Annotated in this window: 14 protein-coding genes; 2 read left to right on the top strand and 12 right to left on the bottom strand. The window is 60.3% G+C overall.

From position 1 onward, the window contains the following. Nucleotides 1-53: 53 nt before the first annotated feature. From ggt to GR198_RS11950, 3 genes are all read right to left on the bottom strand, one after another. Nucleotides 54-1,664, bottom strand: coding sequence for a gamma-glutamyltransferase (gene ggt / locus GR198_RS11960; RefSeq protein WP_164069025.1), 1,611 nt, complete (start codon nucleotides 1,662-1,664; stop codon nucleotides 54-56). Beyond that, a complete protein-coding gene (locus tag GR198_RS11955) occupies nucleotides 1,661-2,515 on the bottom strand; it encodes a hydrolase (protein WP_097581160.1) in 855 nt (284 codons plus the stop codon). Before GR198_RS11955 ends, ggt begins: the two co-directional genes overlap by 4 nt. Before the next feature lie 147 nt (nucleotides 2,516-2,662). Continuing rightward, on the bottom strand, nucleotides 2,663-4,237 hold the full coding sequence (locus GR198_RS11950; protein WP_164069024.1) for an ABC transporter substrate-binding protein: 1,575 nt from the start codon (nucleotides 4,235-4,237) through the stop codon (nucleotides 2,663-2,665). A 193-nt stretch (nucleotides 4,238-4,430) separates the two neighbouring features. On the opposite strand from GR198_RS11950, the gene GR198_RS11945 reads away from it, so the two are divergent. After that, a complete protein-coding gene (locus GR198_RS11945) occupies nucleotides 4,431-5,195 on the top strand; it encodes an IclR family transcriptional regulator (RefSeq protein ID WP_164069023.1) in 765 nt (254 codons plus the stop codon). Between the two features lie 99 nt (nucleotides 5,196-5,294). Here the strand turns inward: GR198_RS11945 and GR198_RS11940 are convergent, their stop codons facing one another. From GR198_RS11940 to GR198_RS11900, 9 genes are all read right to left on the bottom strand, one after another. Continuing rightward, a complete protein-coding gene (locus tag GR198_RS11940) occupies nucleotides 5,295-6,230 on the bottom strand; it encodes a dihydrodipicolinate synthase family protein (RefSeq protein ID WP_164069022.1) in 936 nt (311 codons plus the stop codon). 25 nt (nucleotides 6,231-6,255) lie between these two features. After that, the gene (locus tag GR198_RS11935) at nucleotides 6,256-7,209 is read right to left on the bottom strand and encodes an ABC transporter ATP-binding protein (protein ID WP_164069021.1); all 954 of its coding nucleotides are present in this window, start codon (nucleotides 7,207-7,209) and stop codon (nucleotides 6,256-6,258) included. After that, on the bottom strand, nucleotides 7,210-8,226 hold the full coding sequence (locus tag GR198_RS11930; RefSeq protein ID WP_164069020.1) for an ABC transporter ATP-binding protein: 1,017 nt from the start codon (nucleotides 8,224-8,226) through the stop codon (nucleotides 7,210-7,212). An 8-nt stretch (nucleotides 8,227-8,234) separates the two neighbouring features. Further along, the gene (locus tag GR198_RS11925; RefSeq protein WP_164069019.1) at nucleotides 8,235-9,152 is read right to left on the bottom strand and encodes a dihydrodipicolinate synthase family protein; all 918 of its coding nucleotides are present in this window, start codon (nucleotides 9,150-9,152) and stop codon (nucleotides 8,235-8,237) included. 18 nt (nucleotides 9,153-9,170) lie between these two features. Then, the gene (locus tag GR198_RS11920; RefSeq protein WP_164069018.1) at nucleotides 9,171-10,049 is read right to left on the bottom strand and encodes an ABC transporter permease; all 879 of its coding nucleotides are present in this window, start codon (nucleotides 10,047-10,049) and stop codon (nucleotides 9,171-9,173) included. A gap of 2 nt (nucleotides 10,050-10,051) precedes the next feature. Next, nucleotides 10,052-11,011, bottom strand: coding sequence for an ABC transporter permease (locus GR198_RS11915; protein WP_164069017.1), 960 nt, complete (start codon nucleotides 11,009-11,011; stop codon nucleotides 10,052-10,054). 58 nt (nucleotides 11,012-11,069) lie between these two features. Next, nucleotides 11,070-12,668 carry an ABC transporter substrate-binding protein gene (locus tag GR198_RS11910; RefSeq protein ID WP_164069016.1) on the bottom strand — a complete coding sequence of 533 codons (1,599 nt, stop codon included), beginning with the start codon at nucleotides 12,666-12,668 and terminating at the stop codon, nucleotides 11,070-11,072. Continuing rightward, nucleotides 12,652-13,395, bottom strand: a complete 744-nt coding sequence (locus GR198_RS11905; protein ID WP_003550551.1) for a FadR/GntR family transcriptional regulator — start codon at nucleotides 13,393-13,395, stop codon at nucleotides 12,652-12,654. The genes GR198_RS11910 and GR198_RS11905 overlap by 17 nt, the downstream gene beginning before the upstream one ends. Nucleotides 13,396-13,541: 146 nt before the next feature. Beyond that, on the bottom strand, nucleotides 13,542-14,828 hold the full coding sequence (locus GR198_RS11900) for a GGDEF domain-containing protein (RefSeq protein ID WP_164069015.1): 1,287 nt from the start codon (nucleotides 14,826-14,828) through the stop codon (nucleotides 13,542-13,544). Between the two features lie 415 nt (nucleotides 14,829-15,243). Between GR198_RS11900 and GR198_RS11895 the strand changes: the two genes are divergently transcribed. Continuing rightward, on the top strand, nucleotides 15,244-17,415 hold the full coding sequence (locus GR198_RS11895) for a TonB-dependent siderophore receptor (protein ID WP_164023446.1): 2,172 nt from the start codon (nucleotides 15,244-15,246) through the stop codon (nucleotides 17,413-17,415). Nucleotides 17,416-17,419: the final 4 nt, after the last annotated feature.

Here is a 17,419-nt window from a genome sequence, read left to right as displayed (position 1 = left end):
CTACAGCGCCGCGCGTCTTTTCGAGAGCCGCAAAGGACGCTGTAATTTTGAATCTAGGCGACGGAGATCGCCATCCCGTCGCGCTGCGGATCGGCCGCGCCTTTCGAGATGCCGCCGTCAATCTTGATCGCGTGGACTGCGGCGAACGCATATGTCTGCGGCGACCGCGCCACCTGGTAGCCCTGCGCCCGCAGTTCGTCTTCGACAGAGTGTCGAATGCGATTGCAGATGTCGATCGTGTTTGACACCCCTACGATCCTTGGCGCCGAGACGGCTTCGAGCACGGACATGTCGAAATCGATCATGTTCATCAGGCATTGCGCAACGGCGGGCGCGATATAGCTGCCGCCTGGCGCTCCGATGACGATGCTGGGCTCGCCGTCCTTGAAGACGATCGTCGGTGCCGCCGAGCTGGGACGCCGCTTGCCGGGAGCGATCGAGCCGGGCTTGCCGGGAAGCGGATTAAAGCGGCTCATCGTGCCATTGTACATGAAGCCGAGGCCGTCGGTGATCGCGCCCGAGGGACTGCCGAGGGTGTGGGTCATCGCGACGGCATTGCCGTCCTTGTCGATCACCGAGATGTGCGTGGTGTCGCGCTGCGACCCATCAAGGCGCGATACGCTGGCGATCTCACCCGCCTTGATTGCGCGGGCATGGGCCTTTGCATGCTCTTTCGACAGCAGCTTTGCATAGGGCACGTCGACATAGGCGGGATCGCCCATATGCGCGTCCTTGTCGATCGTCATCCGCTTCATCGCTTCGAACAGGATGCGGACATGATCGGCGCTGCCATGCTGCAGCGAGCCGACGTCGAACTGCTCCATGATATGCAGGAGTTCCAGCATCGGGAAGCCCGAGCCTGGTGGAGGCGAGGTGGCGATGCGGTGGTCGCGGTAGTCGCCCCAAACCGGCTCTACCTTCGACAATTGGTAACGCGCCAGATCCTGCTGATCGATCAAGCCGCCATTTGCCTTGAAATCGCTGGCGATCTGTTCGGCCAGTTCGCCGTGATAGAAAATGTCCGAGCCGCCGCTTCGCGCGATGCGTTCGAGGGTCTCTGCCATGTCCTTGTTGACGAGCAGGTCGCCGACATTCTTGAGCGTGCCGTCGTCGTGGAAATAGACTTTCCGACCCGTTTCAGAAAAGCGCAGCTTGTCGAGCGTATTGGCAAAACCGTCATTCGACTGGTCCTTAGCCCAATACCACTGCATGTGGTTTCGGATCATGAAACCGTTGCGGGCAAGGCGGATGGCCGGCTTGATGAGATCGGCCCAATCGAAGGTGCCGTAGTCGCGCAGCGCAGTCTCATAACCCTTGAGCGAGCCGGGGGTGCAGACGGCAAGGTAGCCGATATCGGAAATATTGCCTTCAAGCACATAGCCGAAGCCGTCGCGGCTCTGGTGCTTGATCTTGTCGAGCCACATATCCGGCGCGGCCTTCAACGGCGCGCGCGCATAAAATTCGAGGACCTCGTGCACGCCCTTTTTCGGCATGTAGACATGCATGGAGCCGAAGCCGCCGATGCCGGCCATCTGCGGGTCGACCACCCCTTGGACGAAAGCACAGGCGAGTGCTGCGTCGATGGCATTGCCGCCGCGTTCGAGAACTTCCGCACCGGCTTCGACGGCCTCCGGCTGAGGCGCCACGATCGTTGCGTTTCTCATTTCGCGCGCCGCTCCTCGAGCACCTTTGCCAGGAAGGCCTTGACGTAGCCCAGAACTTTCATCCGGTCGTGAGAGACGCCCGGAACACGATCGAACGTCACATCGACACCCGCTTTGCGGAATGAGCTCGCCAAGGCGGCAAGGCGCTCGGGCCGCGTTTTGCCGGCGTCGTTGGCGCCATCCATATAATATTTGCCGCCCGGTTTATGGGTGATTTCCCAGGTCTCCAGATCGGCGTCGCCAACGATCATGTGCACCGGCACCTTGGCGAGATCTTCGGGCCGGAAGGACTTGCCGAAGCGCGCTTCCAGATCCCGAATGCCGACCCACCAGTCACGCGTCGGATCCAGAAGGGTGACGGAACCAGGTGCGCCGATCGATGCCGCCCAGAGCTTTTCCGGATGCAGGATGGTGAAACGATGCACGAAATGCCCGCCGCCGGAGAAGCCGAACATGGCGAATTTGGACCAGTCCTGGCGGTATTTGTCGGCCATCTCCGCGACCATGGCAAGGACGACCTGATCGTAGCGGATGTCGCCTTCCTCAAGAAACTTGTAGCCGGAACGCGCACCGTCGCCGAGAACGCCAACCGGGAAGATCGGGCAAAGGATGGCACAGTCGTTGTAGAGCCCGAATTCGGCGAAACCGTCGCGGAAGTCGATGGCCGACGTGCGCCCGGTGCCGTGGACCGCGACCAGGAGGTCGAGCTTGCGGCCGTCTGCCGCCGTCGGTGGCACATAAAGCACCATATGGAGGCGGGGATCAGCCTGAGAGGCGAAGATGGCCGTCTGGCCATAGTCATAGATGGCCTTCGCCCGGGCGACGGCTTCGCCCGTTCCAAGTTCCTGCATGAATGTCTCCTGGGAGATGAAGAAAGGGACGGCCCTGGTGCGGCCCCATGCTGCTGTTTTATACCGCGTCGCATCGAATGGATCGATGCGACGCACTTCAAATCTTTATTTGTCGCAAAACCACGGCACGCTTTTGGACGGCATGCATTAGTCCGCCGGCTTCACGTCGTAAGCGAGTGTATATTTATCGCCGCGCGGGGTGTAGGACACGGTCTTCTTTGCGCCCAGCACGACGTTTTCGTAGTGCATCGGGAGGAGCCAGAGGTTGTTGAAGGTCTCCGTCGACAGTTCCTCGAGAAGGGGCTTGCGTTCGGCTTGATCGAGCGTCGAACTGGCCTTGGCCAGCACCTCGTCGATCTTCGGATCGGACACGCCGCCGCCATTATATCTGCCGGTCCCCTTTTTCTCGTCGCGCGTGGCGACCAGCGCAACAGTCGGATTGGTGGTTTCGCCGGTGTTCACACCCCAGGAGCCGAAATAGGTGCTGTAGGTGCCTTTTGAATAGGCTTCCGAATACATCGACCAGGGCAGGACCTCGACTTTCGATTTGATCCCGATGCGCGTGAACATCTGTCCGACCGCCTGCAGAACTTCGGCGTCCTTGACGTAACGGCCAGAGGGGCCATGCAGGGTCAGGCTGAAGCCATCCGGATAACCGGCCTCGGCCAGAAGCGCCTTGGCGGCGGCGGGATCATAGCCCACCTTCTCGACTTTTTCGGAATAGCCCGCATAGCCTTGGGTGACGAATTGGTCGGCCACCGTGCCGTTCTTCTGCATGACGCGGTCGACGATTGCCGGCCGGTTGATCGACATCAACATTGCGCGACGCACCCGTTCATCCTTGAGCGGGTTCTTGTCGAGATCGGAGCCATCCGCAGCCTTCACGAAAGGCGAAACATCGCGGCTGACATCGAGGCCAAGATAGACGAAGCGGGAAGACAGGCCGTTGATGACTTGCAGATTATCGCTCGCTTCCACGCGTGCCATTCCATCGGCAGGAAGGGTTTCGACAATGTCGATCTCGTTGGAAAGAAGCGATGCCAGACGGGCACCGTCATCGGGCAGGAAGCGGAGCGTAACGTTCGACCAGTGCGAGGGGCTAGCGAAATAGCCGTCATTGCGCTTCAAGGTCAGGTTGCTGCCTGGCGAATAGGAGACGAAGGAATGGGCCCCGGTTCCGATTGCACACTTGCCGTTGTCGAAATCCTGGACCGGCGCCTCCTTGCAATCGGCGCTGATAATGCGAATTCGGCTGACGGAATTCAGCAGGATCGGATCCGGAACCTTTGTCTCGACGACGATGGTATAGGGATCCGTGGCGGTGACATTGACAATATTGCGGGTGTAGGAAGCAAAGCTCTGGCTGGGCTTGTCGCGGGCACGCAGAAGCGAAGCGATGACGTCATCGGCGTTGAACTCGCTGCCGTCATGGAATTTCACCCCCTTCCGCAGCTTGAATTCCCAGTGGGTCGGGTCGACGACCTTCCATTCGGTGGCGAGTTCCGGCGCATTTGCCGACGTTCCCGTGAGGTTTATGAGGCTGTCCCAGATGTGGCGCGAGGTCGCATTGTTTGGCGCCGAACTGTCTTCATGGGGATCCAGCGTCGTCGGCGTCGTCGACATCCCGATCGTCAGCGGGGTTTCCTGTGCGGCGACCATTGCAGGAATAGCGATCGTTCCGAGCAGCCCGATCGCTGCCCGCATCAATATTTTTGCGGCCATTTCTTCCATCCCGGTTTAGCGTTTTTGGGCCGACCTTGCTTGGTCGGTACGAGCGGGTTCCCGTCCACTCTTGACACAAATTGGTAAGGGGGCCTCAAGGGGGCTGTCAAACGGAAAACAAGCGCGTTACGATAGGCGTAACTTAAAACTATGCCAATCCTTCAGCCTTGGTCGCGGAGAAAATTCTGGTCCCATGGACAAAAGACAACCATCAAAAGGCGATATTGTGCAATCTGTTGATGTCTGCATCGACGTATTGCTGAATGTCGCCAAAAACCCGGATATCAGGCTGACTGAGGTGGCGCAGAACCTTGGGGAAACCAAGCCGAGAATTTTGCGCATGTTACGCACACTGGAACGGCGCGGCCTGGTGCGGAAGAGCGATACGGGCACTTATCGGCTGGGGACGACTGCGATCATTCTCGGGACTGCTGCCTCGACACAGGTTGATCTGGTGCGAATAGCCAATCCTATTCTTGAAGAAGTCGGCCAGAAGGCGAACGAAACGACCCAGCTCAGGATCATCGACAATGGCGAATCCCTGTGCATTGCAAAGTTCGAACCGATGCGCGACTTGCGGGTGCAGGCGATGATCGGTCGAAGACGGCCGCTCACGGCCGGCTCGTACAAGGTGCTTCTCGCCTATCTTCAGCCCCAGGTGCAGTTGCAAATGATCCCCGAGACTTTGCCGCGGCTGACCAAGCGCACGATCACGGATCGTGGCAAGCTGGTTGCTGAATTGGATAAGATCCGCCGCCAGGGATTTTGTGTGAGTTATGGTGAAGTCAGCGAGCAACTCGTCTCCGTCTCAGTGCCGGTTCTGGCATTCGACGGATCCGTGATCGCCGCGGTGAATGTCGGCGCCCCGGCCTTCCGCACGCAAAAAAGCGATGTCGACCGCTTCATCGTTCTGCTGAAGGAGGCCTCCAGCAAGATATCGGCCCGGCTGGGATGGTAGAGCTTTTCGTTCTGCGCCATATCGGACCTTGTCTCTTCGGTTCGACGCCCATCAAGGCGAGCCAACGCAGCTTGCTTCGTGCCAAGCCCGCTCTTTGAGCTAGGGGAAAAGATCGGGGAGTTTGGAGCGTGCGATGTGTCCCAACCTGACCGCTTCTGCCATGTCTATCGAGCGATAGGGAAAGCGCAAACGGGTGCCCACGGGTCCCCAATTGCCGATCGCACTCAAAAGCTTGTCGAGAGCGGCATTCGAATAGCCAAATTCCTGGCGAAACGGGACGATATGCGCGTCCATAAACGTGCAGATGCGTCGCTCCAGATCGAGTGCGGCGTCGATATCGTTTCGCATCGAGACCGTCCAAGTCTGAGCACCGCGGGGACTAAGGCAGGCCACGTTGGAAAAAGAGCCTGCTGCCACACCTTCCTTGGTGCCGGTTGCGAGATGGTGGCCGGGGACGAAGAGCGAAAGCCCGGACAGATACAGACGCGACTCGGCATACCAGGAGCCGTCGCCATCGGCGAGCTTGATGCCGATCACCTCAGGCACGGCTGCGCAGACCATGCCGAGCTCCTTTGGCGCCAGCACCCGTTTTGCATGCGGCGGGTTGTAGAGGATGAGCGGAATGCCGTCGGCAGCCTCGGCCGTTCGTGTCAGGAAGTCGATCGCTTCGGCATCGGTAAGCGGCCACCAGTCCGGCAATATGACCTGAATGGCGCGGGGGTCGAGCACGGCGGCGCGGCGGACGCGATTGAGCATGATCAGCGGGTCGGGCTGGCAGGCGCCGATGACGAATGGCGTTGAAGATGCCTTGCAGCGTTCGGCCAGCATTGCCTGGATCCTGTCGAACTCCGCCTCCGTCTGATTGTGGAATTCGCCAGCAGTGCCGTTCGAATAGATACCGTCGACGCCGGCATCGATGAGGATGTCGATCTCTTCGCCGAGCTTGTCGAATTCGATGCTGTCATCGGCTGCGATCGGCAGAAGCAGGCTCGCCCAATTTCCGCCGATGGCGGGACGGCGCGTCTTCGCATTCATCTGTTTTTCCCCGATGGATGACGGATCAGTTGAGGTCGTCGCGGATGCAGGCCTTGAACTGGCCGGGCGCGATTTCCCGCAATTGCGGAACGGCGCCGGCGCAGGCATCGAGCGCGCTCGGACAGCGCGTGCGAAAAACACATCCGCTCGGCGGATTGGCCGGACTTGGAATATCGCCCTTCAGGATCTGCCTGTTACGGGGGGCATCCGGATCGGGCGAGGGAATCGCCGATAGAAGCGCGCGGGTATAGGGATGCTGCGGTCTTGCATAGAGCTCGGCACTTGGCGCGATTTCCATAATGCGGCCGAGATAGAGCACGATCACCCGGTCGCAGATATATTCGACGACGGCGAGGTCATGCGAGATGAACAGCATGGTCAGGCCAAGCCGCTGCTGCAGGTCGCGCAGCAGGTTGATCACCTGCGCCTGGATCGACACGTCGAGCGCCGAGACCGGCTCGTCGGCGACAATGAATTCGGGCGACAAGGTCAACGCCCGGGCAATCCCGATGCGTTGGCGCTGGCCACCGGAAAATTCATGCGCGTATCGATTGATTGCGTCGGCGGGCAGGTCGACCTCGGCCAAGGCCGACCGCGCCCGCTCGAGCCTGTCGCGGGTGGTGCCGATTCCCTGGATCTTCAGGCCTTCCGTCAGGATCTCGCCGATCGTCATGCGCGGCGACAGGCTGGCGAAGGGGTCCTGGAAAATATACTGCATGCGCGGCCGTTGCCGTCTGAGCGCGGAGGCGGAAAGCGCTGTGAGTTCCGTCCCGTCGAAACGGACGCTGCCGGACGACGGTTCGACGAGGCGAAGGACGGAACGCCCGATCGTGGTCTTTCCGCTGCCGGATTCGCCGACAAGCCCGACGACTTCACCCTTGCCGATATCGAAGGAGATGCCCTCAAGAATGTTCAGCCGCGTGCCACGGGAGGTGTAATGTTTCGAAAGGTCGCGCACGGAGAGCAGCGGTGCGTTCATCTAGATCTCCTGCCATCTGATGCAGCGGCTGCGATGCTGCGGATTGACCTGTTCGAGCGCGGGAACGGCAGCGCGACAGGCATCGATCGCGAACTTGCAGCGCGGGGAAAAGGCGCAGCCGCTCGGCATGTTCATCAGGCTCGGGACCATGCCGGGAATGGCGGCGAGCTTTTCGCCGGCCTGTTTCATCCGTGCCGCATCGCCAAGGCGCGGCATCGAGGCGAGAAGGCCCATCGTGTAGGGATGCTTCGGATTGCGGAAAACCTCGCCGACCGGCCCTTCTTCGACGATCCGGCCGGCATACATCACCGCAACGCGATGGGCGATTTCGGCGACGACGCCGAGATTGTGGGTGACGAAGAGCATGGCCATGCCGCGTTCGCGCTGCAGCTTGAGGAGCAGGTCGAGAATCTGCGCCTGGATCGTCACGTCGAGCGCCGTGGTCGGCTCGTCGGCGATCAGCAGGGCCGGATCGCAGGCGAGCGCCATGGCGATCGTGGCGCGCTGACGCATGCCGCCCGAGAGTTCGTGCGGATATTGGCCGGCACAGCGTCGGGCGTCCGGTATGCCGACGCTTTCAAGCAACGCGACGGCCGCGTTCATCGCCGCCTTGCGGTCGGCACCGCGATGGATGCGGATCGGCTCGGCGATTTGGTCGCCGATGGTGAAGACGGGATTGAGGCTCGACATCGGCTCCTGGAACACCATGCCGATGTCGTCGCCCCTGATCCTGCGCATGCTCTCTTCATCGAGCGAGACGAGATCGCGGACCACGCCGTCGCTCGTCGCAAGGCGGATGCTGCCTGCGGCGATCACGCCGATGTTGCGGGTCAGCAGCCGCATGACCGACAGGCTGGTGACCGACTTGCCGGAGCCGGATTCGCCGACGAGCGCAAGCGTCTCGCCGGCGGCAACGGTCAGGTCGATATTGTTGACCGCCGTGATCTCGCCGCCGCGGATGCGGAAGATCGTTCGCAATCCCTTGATGTCGAGTACGGGTTCGGCGGTCTGTTCCATCAGTCGGCTCAGTTCAGCAGGCCGGTTGCACGCAGGATCTCGTTGATCCGCGCCGTTTCGGCATCGTTGAGGGAGGCACGCGGCCGCGGCATGACGGCGGAATCGATGATGCCGAGGCTGCGCATGGCGGTCTTGAAGGCGCCGATGCCGGCTGCGCCGCCGCTGACACGGCCCTGCGCGACCCAGACGATTTCGAACAGGCGGCAGAGGCGCTCTTGTTCCTTCTTCGCGGCGACCCAGTCGCCGCGCTGGGCAGCATCCCAAAGGCGGACATAGCCGTGCGGATCGACATTGGCGATACCGGGAACGACGCCATGGGCGCCCATCAGCAGGGCGGTGTCGACGACGATCTCGGAGCCGGTCATCAGGAAGACGTCTTTTTGTTCGGCAAGGTCGAGGAGCGCATAGCGGAAGTTGCCATCGTCGCCGCTGGAATCCTTGAGGCCGATAATGGCGCCTTCCCTGGCGAGCGTGACCACGGTCTGGCGCTGCAGCTTGACGTGAACGCAGACCGGAATGTCGTAGGCGACCAGCGGAATGTCGACCGCGTCACGGATATAACGGAAGTGGTCGAGGATCTCGGACTGGCTGGTGACCGTATAGAATGGCGCCGTCACCACGACCGCATCGGCGCCGGCGGCCTTTGCGATCTTCGCATGGGCGATGACGCGATCCGTGGTCGGATCGATGACGCCGACGATCAGCGGCACCCGGCCATTCACCACCCTGGCCGAATGTTCGATGATGTCCCGCCGGGTCTTTTCATCATGGAAGATCACCTCGCTCGTCGAACCGAGCACGAATACACCATGGCAGCCGGCATCGATCAGATGCTCGAGCACGCGTGTATAGGATGGGTAGTCGATGGTGAGATCCGGATTGAGCGGTGTTACGACGGGGGGGACGACACCCTTGAATTTGGTCATTTTCGCTTCTTTCGATTGTCAATTCAGTTCGGCACGCGGGTCGAAGGCATCTCTGAGGCCATCGCCAATGAAGTTGATTGCCAGGACGGCAAGGATCAGCGCGGCGCCGGGAAAGAGCCATTGCCACGGATATTGTTCGAGCACGGCTGTCGAGCGGGCCGCGTTCAGCATGTTGCCCCAGCTTGCTGCCGGTGGGGCGATGCCGAGACCGAGAAAGGACAGCCCCGCCTCGAGCAGGATGGCATTGGCGATCTGCAGCGTTGCATAGACCACGAGGATATCGATCGAGTTCGGCAGGCCGTGGCGAAAGAGCAGATGTCCGATGCCGGCGCCCATGCCGCGGGCGGCCATGACGAAGTCGCGTTCGCGCAATTCCAGAAGCCGCGAGCGGATCATGCGCGCAAGCAGCGGCCAGGAAAGCAGCGAGATGACGAGCACCGTCGGCCAGATGCCTGTGCCGGCGATAGAGGCGAGCACAAGCAGGAAGATGACGGGCGGCAGGGTCATCACCAGATCGACGAAGCGCATCGAGACGGCGTCCGTCCAGCGTCCCGCCAGCGCCGAGATTGCCCCGAAGAGAAAACCGATGACCGCCGAAAGCGCGGTCGATGCGACGGCGACCAGCAGCGAAATCCGGCCGCCCTCGAGCACGCGTGCGAAGACGTCGCGGCCGACACCGTCGGCTCCGAACCAGTGCGTTGCCGTCGGGCCGCTATTCATGGCCAGAAGATCGATGTCGTTCGCCCGGAAAGCCCACCACAGCGGATAGGAGAGGATCAGCAGCAGCATTGGCGTGGCAATGCAGACGCCGGCAACGGCTGCGCGGTTGAGCAGAAACCGACTGAAGGCGCGGGCAAGTGGACCGGGGCTGCGGCGTTCGGAAAAGCGTGCCAGCATGATCAGCTCACCTTGATGCGCGGGTCGACGACCGCATAGGTGATATCGGTCAGAAGATTGACGACGATAACGCAGGTGCCGATGACGAGCGTCGCCCCCATGATGACGGGGTAGTCGCGGGTCTGCACGGCATCGACGAGCAAGAGACCCATGCCCGGCCAGTTGAAGACGCTCTCGATGAAGATGGCGCCGCCGATTGCAAGCCCGATGGTGGAGCCGATCAGCGTGACGATCGGAAGAAGCGCATTGCGCAAGGCATGCTTGGTGATGACCCAGAACTCGCGAACGCCCTTGGCGCGGGCCGTGCGCACGTAATCCTGGTTCAGGACTTCGAGCAGCGAAGCGCGCATGTAACGCATGATCAATGCGGCTTGCGCGACAGACAGAAGTGCCGCTGGCAGGATCAGATGATGGAGGAGGTCGCCGAGCGAGAATTCCTCGCCCGGCGTCAGCATGCCGCCTGATGGCATCCAGTGCAGGCGGACGGAGAAAATATAAAGGCCGATCAGCGCGCTGAGGAAGGCCGGGCTCGAAATGCCGGCAAGCGCAACCACCGACAAGGAGAGATCGGCAAGCGAATTACGGCGGACGGCGCCGATCACCCCGCAGGTGATGCCTGCGACGATGGCAAAGGCAAGTGCGGTGCCCATCAAGAGCACTGTCGGGCCGATCCGTGACAGCACTAGGCCCAGAACCGGCTGATCGAGACGCTTGATCGAATAGCCGAGATTGCCGGTCAGCGCCTGCTGCAACCAGCCCAGATACTGCGCCGGCAAGGGCTGATCGAGCCCGAGGTTTCTGCGCAGATCGGCAAGGTCTGACGGCGACATCGGCAGGTTCGGATCGATATAGGCATCGATCGGGTCGCCGGGTGTCAGGCGCAGCAGCAGGAAGATCAGCATGCTCAGGGCGACGAGCATGCCTATTCCTATGACCAGGCGTCTGAGACTGTATTGGAGCATGGTTCATCCGTCTTGTCAGGGTGGCCGAAGCCACCCTCAAGGCTTTCCCGGAAACCGCCTATTCGGCGATCGACCATTTCTGCGGGTTGGCCTGGTAGGGGCCGCCGCCCGGCGCCGGTGTCCAGACGAAATCCTTCACCTTGGTCGAAACGATGCCGTAGCGGTTTGCCACCCAGAGCGTCGCCCAGGGCAGGTTCGTGTTCATCACCTTGCAGACGTCCTGGTAGGCGGCATCCCGCTTGGTGCTGTCGGGCTCGGCCAAGGCACTATCAAGCGCCTTGGTGAGGTCAGGCATGCGAACCCTGGCGACATTCGGTCCGGCCGGAGGGATCTGCTTCTCGTTGAGGCCGACATTGATGCTTCCGCCATCCGGCCCGTTCTGCAGCCCGGCATAGACCAACTGGAACTGGGCAATATCCGGCGTCGCATTGAGCACGATGCTGTTATAGGTCGGCGCATCGACGGCGCGCGGGACGACGTTGATGCCGACCTGGGCCAGCATCGCCTGGACTGCTGCAAGCACGTTGGTCGCCAGCGGCGTGGTGTAATAGGTCAGAAGCGTGATCGGCTTGCCGCCATTGATCTGGTCCCAGCCGGCTTCCGTCAGCAACTGCTTGGCCTTCTCGGGATCATAGGCATAGTTGTCGATGCCCTCAGGTATCAGCTGTTCGGCGACATAGGCGCAATTGGCAGGCTTGGCCGCGCCGCCATAGAGGCTCTGGATGATGGCATCGCGATTGATCGCGTACATCACCGCCTGGCGGATGCGCACATCCTTCCAGAGCGGGGAATCGTGGTTGAAGCCGAGATAGTTGACGACGAAAGAGTTGCCTTCGATGACCTGGAAGTCCTTGTTGTCCTTGAAGGTCGGCACGTCGTTGGAATCGACATAGGTGAACTGGATTTCGGCGGATCTCAGCGCCGCGATCGCTGCGGCCGGGTTGGCGAAATAGCGATTGATGACGCGTTCGAGTGCGGGTTTGCCACCGCGATAATCGGTGTTTGCGGCAAGTTCGACATATTGATCCGAGACGTATTTGGTGAATTTGAACGGACCGGTGCCGATCGGAGCTGTGGACCACCAGGTGTTCTTCGCCAGCTGGTCGGCCGGGATAGAGGAGAGCGCATGCTCGGGCAGCATCATCACCTTGGTCATCGTGTCGGGAAAACTGCTGCTCGGCGCGCTAAGCTTGATGATAACAGTGCGATCGTCCGGCGTCTCGACGGACGATATGCCCTTCAGCCGGGCAGCGAGCACCGAGCCGGTTTTCGCATCCATCGCAAGGCCCATGGTGAACTTCGCGTCCTTGGCGGTGAACGGCTTGCCGTCATGCCATTTGGCGTCCGTCAGCTTGAACGTGTAGGTCATCTGGTCGGAGCTGACCTCGTAGGAGCTTGCCAGCGCGCCGACGACCTTCTGCAGCTTCTCGTCATAGGTGATCAGCGGTTCGTAGTAGACGCTGAGCCAGGTGAAGCCGGCGGTCGCGGCGAGCGGATTGAAGTTGCCCTGGAAGCCTCCGGGGCCGACATCGAAGCCGCCCGACAGCGTGGCTGCCTGAGCCTCAGCTGTAACGCCCGAAACGACAAGAGCCGGAACGGCAGCCGTCGACAGCAGGGCGCCAAGCGCAATAACGGATAGTCTAGACAGTCTTTTCATGTGTTCCTCCCACGTTTGAACTTGTCTTGTTGTTGGCAATCACCCGGGCAATGCCCTCGTAGTGACGATCCAGGCGTCTGCGCGCCTCCTCCAGATCTTTTGCCTCGATCGCATCGACGATCGCGGCATGGTCGCGCCACGTCGCCATCGGATCGGCATTTTCAAGATTGACGAAATCCGACGCCTTGTAGAAGGCGAGCCAGAAGACATCGATCAGCCGCACCAGCGTTTCATTGTCCTGGCAGCGAAACAGCAGCCGATGGAACAGCTGGTCGTCTTCCGCAAAGGTTTCGCCCCGCTCGGCATGGGCGCGCATCCGATTGACGGTGGCGCGCAGCTCGGCGATGTCCTCCTCGCCGATCACGTCGATCGTTTTGCCGATCAATCCCACTTCCAGCGTACGCCGGATTTCGAGGACCTCCTCGATCTGCCGCAGGGCGCCGCCGAGGCCGTAAGCGAGGTTGTCGAGAAGCGGCTCGAAGGAAAAGGCCTTCACGAAAATGCCGACACCGCGCCGCGTCTCCAAGACGCCGAGCGATTCCAGCGCCTTGATGCCTTCCCTCAGCGAATTGCGGCTGACGCCGAGCTGGGTGGCGAGCTCTCCCTCAGCCGGAAGCAGGGTTCCGGGCGCCAGGCCATTGTCGTCGATATAGGCGCGAAGACTTTCCTGCACGGAGACATGCAACAGAGGCGCGCGCGTCAGCGGCTTCATCGATTTCAATGTCATGCCCCGGTCACTTTCCCGCATCGCCGATAAGTTCGATGTTGCATATCGACTTGTAGGATATCTGTCAAATGGTCAAGCTGGGAGAGCTGAGACAAGACCCAGCTTGCGGCTGTTTAAGGCAGTCGTTCTTGGATAGCTAAAGGGCTTTAGTCCGAGGCTTGGTCGACTTTTGGGGCATGGATCACCACACGGTTGCGGCCGGTCTTTTTAGCAAGGTAGAGCGCCGCATCCGCTTGGCGTTGCATGTGCTCTGCTGACACAAGCTCGCTGTCTTGTATCATCGTGGCCACTCCAATGCTGACAGTGACATAAGGAACGACACGGGAGGTGGGGTTTGGAAGAGACGCAGCTTCCACTCGGCTGCGAATTCTCTCAGCGATCACCCCGGCCTCTTGTTGATCGGAGCCAGGGAGAAAGACGAGAAATTCTTCGCCTCCGTACCGGGCGACCTGGTCCCGCTCGTCTCTCATGCTGCTCTGAATGATGCCGGCAACTTTCACCAGGCAACGGTCGCCTTCGGCATGTCCGAGATTATCGTTGAGATGCTTGAAGTCGTCGATATCGCACATCAGCATCGCCGCACCGCTCGTTCGTTTAAGATCCTCGCTCCAGAAATAATGGAGCGTTTCCATCATCGAGCGTCGGTTGGCGACACCCGTCAGCGGATCGGTCCGTGCCAGCAATTCCAGCTGGGAATTGGCGTCGGTAAGCTCCGCGAGGCGACTTCGATCTCGTAACTCGAGCAAGAAAGTCTTCTGAGCGAAGATGGTTGCGGTGCGTCGGGCAACGACGGTTGCAGCCACACCGCTTGCGAAAAACAGCGTCCCGGCCAGAGCACTTCCCACTTCGATGCCCGGATTGCGCAGCTGAAACACAAGGTAGATACCGAGGGCAGCAGCACCGATCGCCATCGCCCAACCGAGTGGAACGGGAAATATGATAATGGCAGTGACGGCCACAAAAAGCATGATGGTCAAATGCCGCTCATAAAACTCGCCACCGGTGTTAACGCCTACCAAGGCGACCGACAGGAGGATGAGAAAAACAGCCGAGAGGAGGAAAACTCCCTGCACCCACAAAGCATGCGGCCGCAGGAAGGCTATCGCGGCGACAAGAGCCGCGGGGGGAAGGATGGACGCTGGCCAGAGCATCGACATGACGGTTTCGGTCGGAAGCAAGATCGCGTTGAGGCCCAACGTCAGGACGTCGAGCACGATAACCCAAACCACCCAAGCGCGGATGATCTTGGCAGTCCGCGGCCAGGACCGTTCGCCAAAAAGTTGGGCTAGTTCCCCATTGAGGCGGATATCACGCGTGCGTCCACCGAGCAGGCGCTCGACCTGCTCTACAATGGCCGGGCTCAACCTCTGGAGAGGTTTCCGCGAAGACGCCCTTACCGGTTTGATAGGAGCTGTGGTTCGCTCGGTATCCATGTGTCGGATCTAGGGAGCAGACGACCGGCGGCAAGACGAGCCGCGAATTCCGCCCCAAAAGACGATATGCTTGCCCTAATGATTTTGGACCACTTCACGACAGTATGTTGTTAAGGTGTGTCACATCGGTTCAAAGTCTCACCTGCGCCAGGCCGAATTTACGGTTCGCCCCCATCGAGACCGGCAGATTGACAGTCGTCTCGGTCCGCACTTGAACCCTCGCACGATAGAACCGCCTCCGTTGGCAATTTACCCGAACAGAACGTTACGGGCTCGATGCTGAGTGCAACCTGTTCGGGAGCGTCGAACGCAGCAATTTTATCGATTAAAAGGTGACTAAAACAATCATCTTATGTTGACAGAGCCAATTTCGCTCCATAGGTTCCGCCCGCATCCGTGACGTAGGGACCAAGCAATGGCGCGTGTTTTTTTGAATGTTTCTAATAATGTATCGCGAATTTATAGAGATAGCCTATTTGTCACGACAGCGATCGTCCTGATCGGCATGGCGGCATCGCCGGCTTCAGCCCAGAGCGCGTCCGCAGATGCCGGCGCGACGGCACTGGAGCCGATCGTCATTCAAGGTGCATCCTCTGATAGCAAGACGGACCGGACGTCCGTTGCCGCCAAGAACAGTTCTGCCGCGACCAAGATCAGCACGCCGCTCGTCGAGACGCCGCGTTCGATCTCGGTCACAACCGAGAAGGAAATCGAGCAGCGTGGCGCCCAGAGCATCATCGAGGCCGTGCGCTACTCGGCCGGCGTGACGACGGGCCCGAACGGCTTCGATCCGCGTTTCGACCAGATTTACATCCGCGGCTTCAACGTCACCACGGTCGGAGACTTTCGTGACAGCCTGCGCCAACCCTATATCAATTACGGGATGTTCCGCACCGATCCATATCAACTGCAGCGCGTCGAGGTGATCAAGGGGCCGGTTTCCGTTCTCTACGGTGCGGGATCGCCGGGCGGCCTCGTCAACAAGATATCGAAGCTTCCGACCGAGGAGCCGATCCGCGAGGTCGGCATTTCCTACGGCACTGAAGATCGGCTGCAGGGGATGTTCGACTTCGGCGGGCCGATCAGTGAGGGCAACGACGATTTTCTCTATCGTATCGTCGGCCTTGCCCGCCGTGGCGACACCAATTTCGATATTGCCGACGACCGCTATTTCCTGGCGCCGTCCTTTACCTGGAGGCCTGACGAAGGCACGACCTTCACAGTGTACGGTCTGGCGCAATCGGACGAAACCGACTCCAACGTCAGCGCGATCTCCTTGGACGGCAGGATCCACGAACTCAGGGCGAGCGATCCCGACTACGACTACCAGAAGGTAAAGCAACAGCAGATCGGCTATCAGTTCGAGCACGAATTCGACAACGGCCTGACCTTCCGGCAGAACCTGCGTTACTCGCATCTCGATCTGGAGGCTCGCTATCTCGGTGTTACCGGCTGGAGCGGGACCGTCGCGCATCGCGGCACGAATGCGATCCGGGACGAAATGAACCTTTTCCAGGTCGACAATCAGCTCGAGGCGAAATTCGATACAGGCCCGCTTGCCCATACGATGTTGTTCGGGCTCGACTACACCAATCTCCAGTCGAGCTTTGGCTATGGCGCCGGAGCCGCCGATCCGGCGTTCGACTTCGATATCGCCAATCCGACCTATGGCGTCTCGGGCGTTACGCCGGACTATAATATCTTGGCTTCAGAGGCCGATATGCGGCAGGTCGGCATCTACGCCATGGACCAGATGGAGATCGGAAACTGGCGTTTCAACCTAGGCGGCCGGCAGACCTGGGTGAACCAGACGCGAGATGCGACTTTGCCCACGGTCAGCTCTGAGGAGGTCGACAAGAATGCTTTCTCCTGGCAAGCCGGTGCGCTCTACCTCTTCGATAACGGTATTGCTCCCTTCGTCTCCTATGCCACCTCTTTCGATCCAGTGAACAATCGGTCGCAATCCGGCAAGATCCTGGCGCCGACAGAGGGTGAACAGTACGAGGTCGGTGTGAAATACCAGCCGCCGGGCTCCGACATCCTCCTGTCGGCCGTCGCGTATCACATCGTCGAAAAGAACAAGCCGGTGCTGGTCGATCCGCTCCGGTTTGCCTATGGATCGATCGGTGAAGTGACTGGGAAGGGCATCGAACTTGAAGCCCGCGCGGCAGTCGCCGATGGCTGGGATCTTATCGCGGCCTATACCTACAACCATTCTGAAGTGACGGGAGGTGGTGTAAACGAGGGCAATACGCCAGCCTTGACACCCTCGCATGTCGCAAGCCTCTGGGCCAACTACACGTTCCAAGAAACCAACCCCTTCCATGGCCTCTCGGTCGGCGCGGGTGTCCGTTATGTCAGCGAGAATTGGACAGATACAGCCAATACGTCGAAGAATCCGTCGAGCTTCTACATCGATGCATCCGCCGCTTATGATTTCGGCGCGGTGGACAAGAAATATGAGGGCCTGACGGCAGCGTTCAATATCCGCAACATTGCCGACGAACGCGACACCGTCTGCAACGAAGGCTTCTGCTATCTCGGCCAGGGCCGCAACATGACCGGCACCCTGAAATACCGGTGGTAAGGCA

Source organism: Rhizobium leguminosarum (assembly GCF_010668065.1).
Classification (GTDB): Bacteria; Pseudomonadota; Alphaproteobacteria; order Rhizobiales; family Rhizobiaceae; genus Rhizobium; species Rhizobium leguminosarum_S.
This window is presented reverse-complemented; position numbering and strand designations above follow the sequence as displayed.

Excerpts from the sequence above, each read along its gene's own strand:
- ggt (WP_164069025.1), bottom strand. The coding sequence starts at position 1,664 with ATGAGAAACGCAACGATCGTGGCGCCTCAGCCGGAGGCCGTCGAAGCC.
- GR198_RS11955 (WP_097581160.1), bottom strand. The coding sequence starts at position 2,515 with ATGCAGGAACTTGGAACGGGCGAAGCCGTCGCCCGGGCGAAGGCCATC.
- GR198_RS11950 (WP_164069024.1), bottom strand. The coding sequence starts at position 4,237 with ATGGCCGCAAAAATATTGATGCGGGCAGCGATCGGGCTGCTCGGAACG.
- GR198_RS11945 (WP_164069023.1), top strand. The coding sequence starts at position 4,431 with ATGGACAAAAGACAACCATCAAAAGGCGATATTGTGCAATCTGTTGAT.
- GR198_RS11940 (WP_164069022.1), bottom strand. The coding sequence starts at position 6,230 with ATGAATGCGAAGACGCGCCGTCCCGCCATCGGCGGAAATTGGGCGAGC.
- GR198_RS11935 (WP_164069021.1), bottom strand. The coding sequence starts at position 7,209 with ATGAACGCACCGCTGCTCTCCGTGCGCGACCTTTCGAAACATTACACC.
- GR198_RS11930 (WP_164069020.1), bottom strand. The coding sequence starts at position 8,226 with ATGGAACAGACCGCCGAACCCGTACTCGACATCAAGGGATTGCGAACG.
- GR198_RS11925 (WP_164069019.1), bottom strand. The coding sequence starts at position 9,152 with ATGACCAAATTCAAGGGTGTCGTCCCCCCCGTCGTAACACCGCTCAAT.
- GR198_RS11920 (WP_164069018.1), bottom strand. The coding sequence starts at position 10,049 with ATGCTGGCACGCTTTTCCGAACGCCGCAGCCCCGGTCCACTTGCCCGC.
- GR198_RS11915 (WP_164069017.1), bottom strand. The coding sequence starts at position 11,011 with ATGCTCCAATACAGTCTCAGACGCCTGGTCATAGGAATAGGCATGCTC.
- GR198_RS11910 (WP_164069016.1), bottom strand. The coding sequence starts at position 12,668 with ATGAAAAGACTGTCTAGACTATCCGTTATTGCGCTTGGCGCCCTGCTG.
- GR198_RS11905 (WP_003550551.1), bottom strand. The coding sequence starts at position 13,395 with ATGACATTGAAATCGATGAAGCCGCTGACGCGCGCGCCTCTGTTGCAT.
- GR198_RS11900 (WP_164069015.1), bottom strand. The coding sequence starts at position 14,828 with ATGGATACCGAGCGAACCACAGCTCCTATCAAACCGGTAAGGGCGTCT.
- GR198_RS11895 (WP_164023446.1), top strand. The coding sequence starts at position 15,244 with ATGGCGCGTGTTTTTTTGAATGTTTCTAATAATGTATCGCGAATTTAT.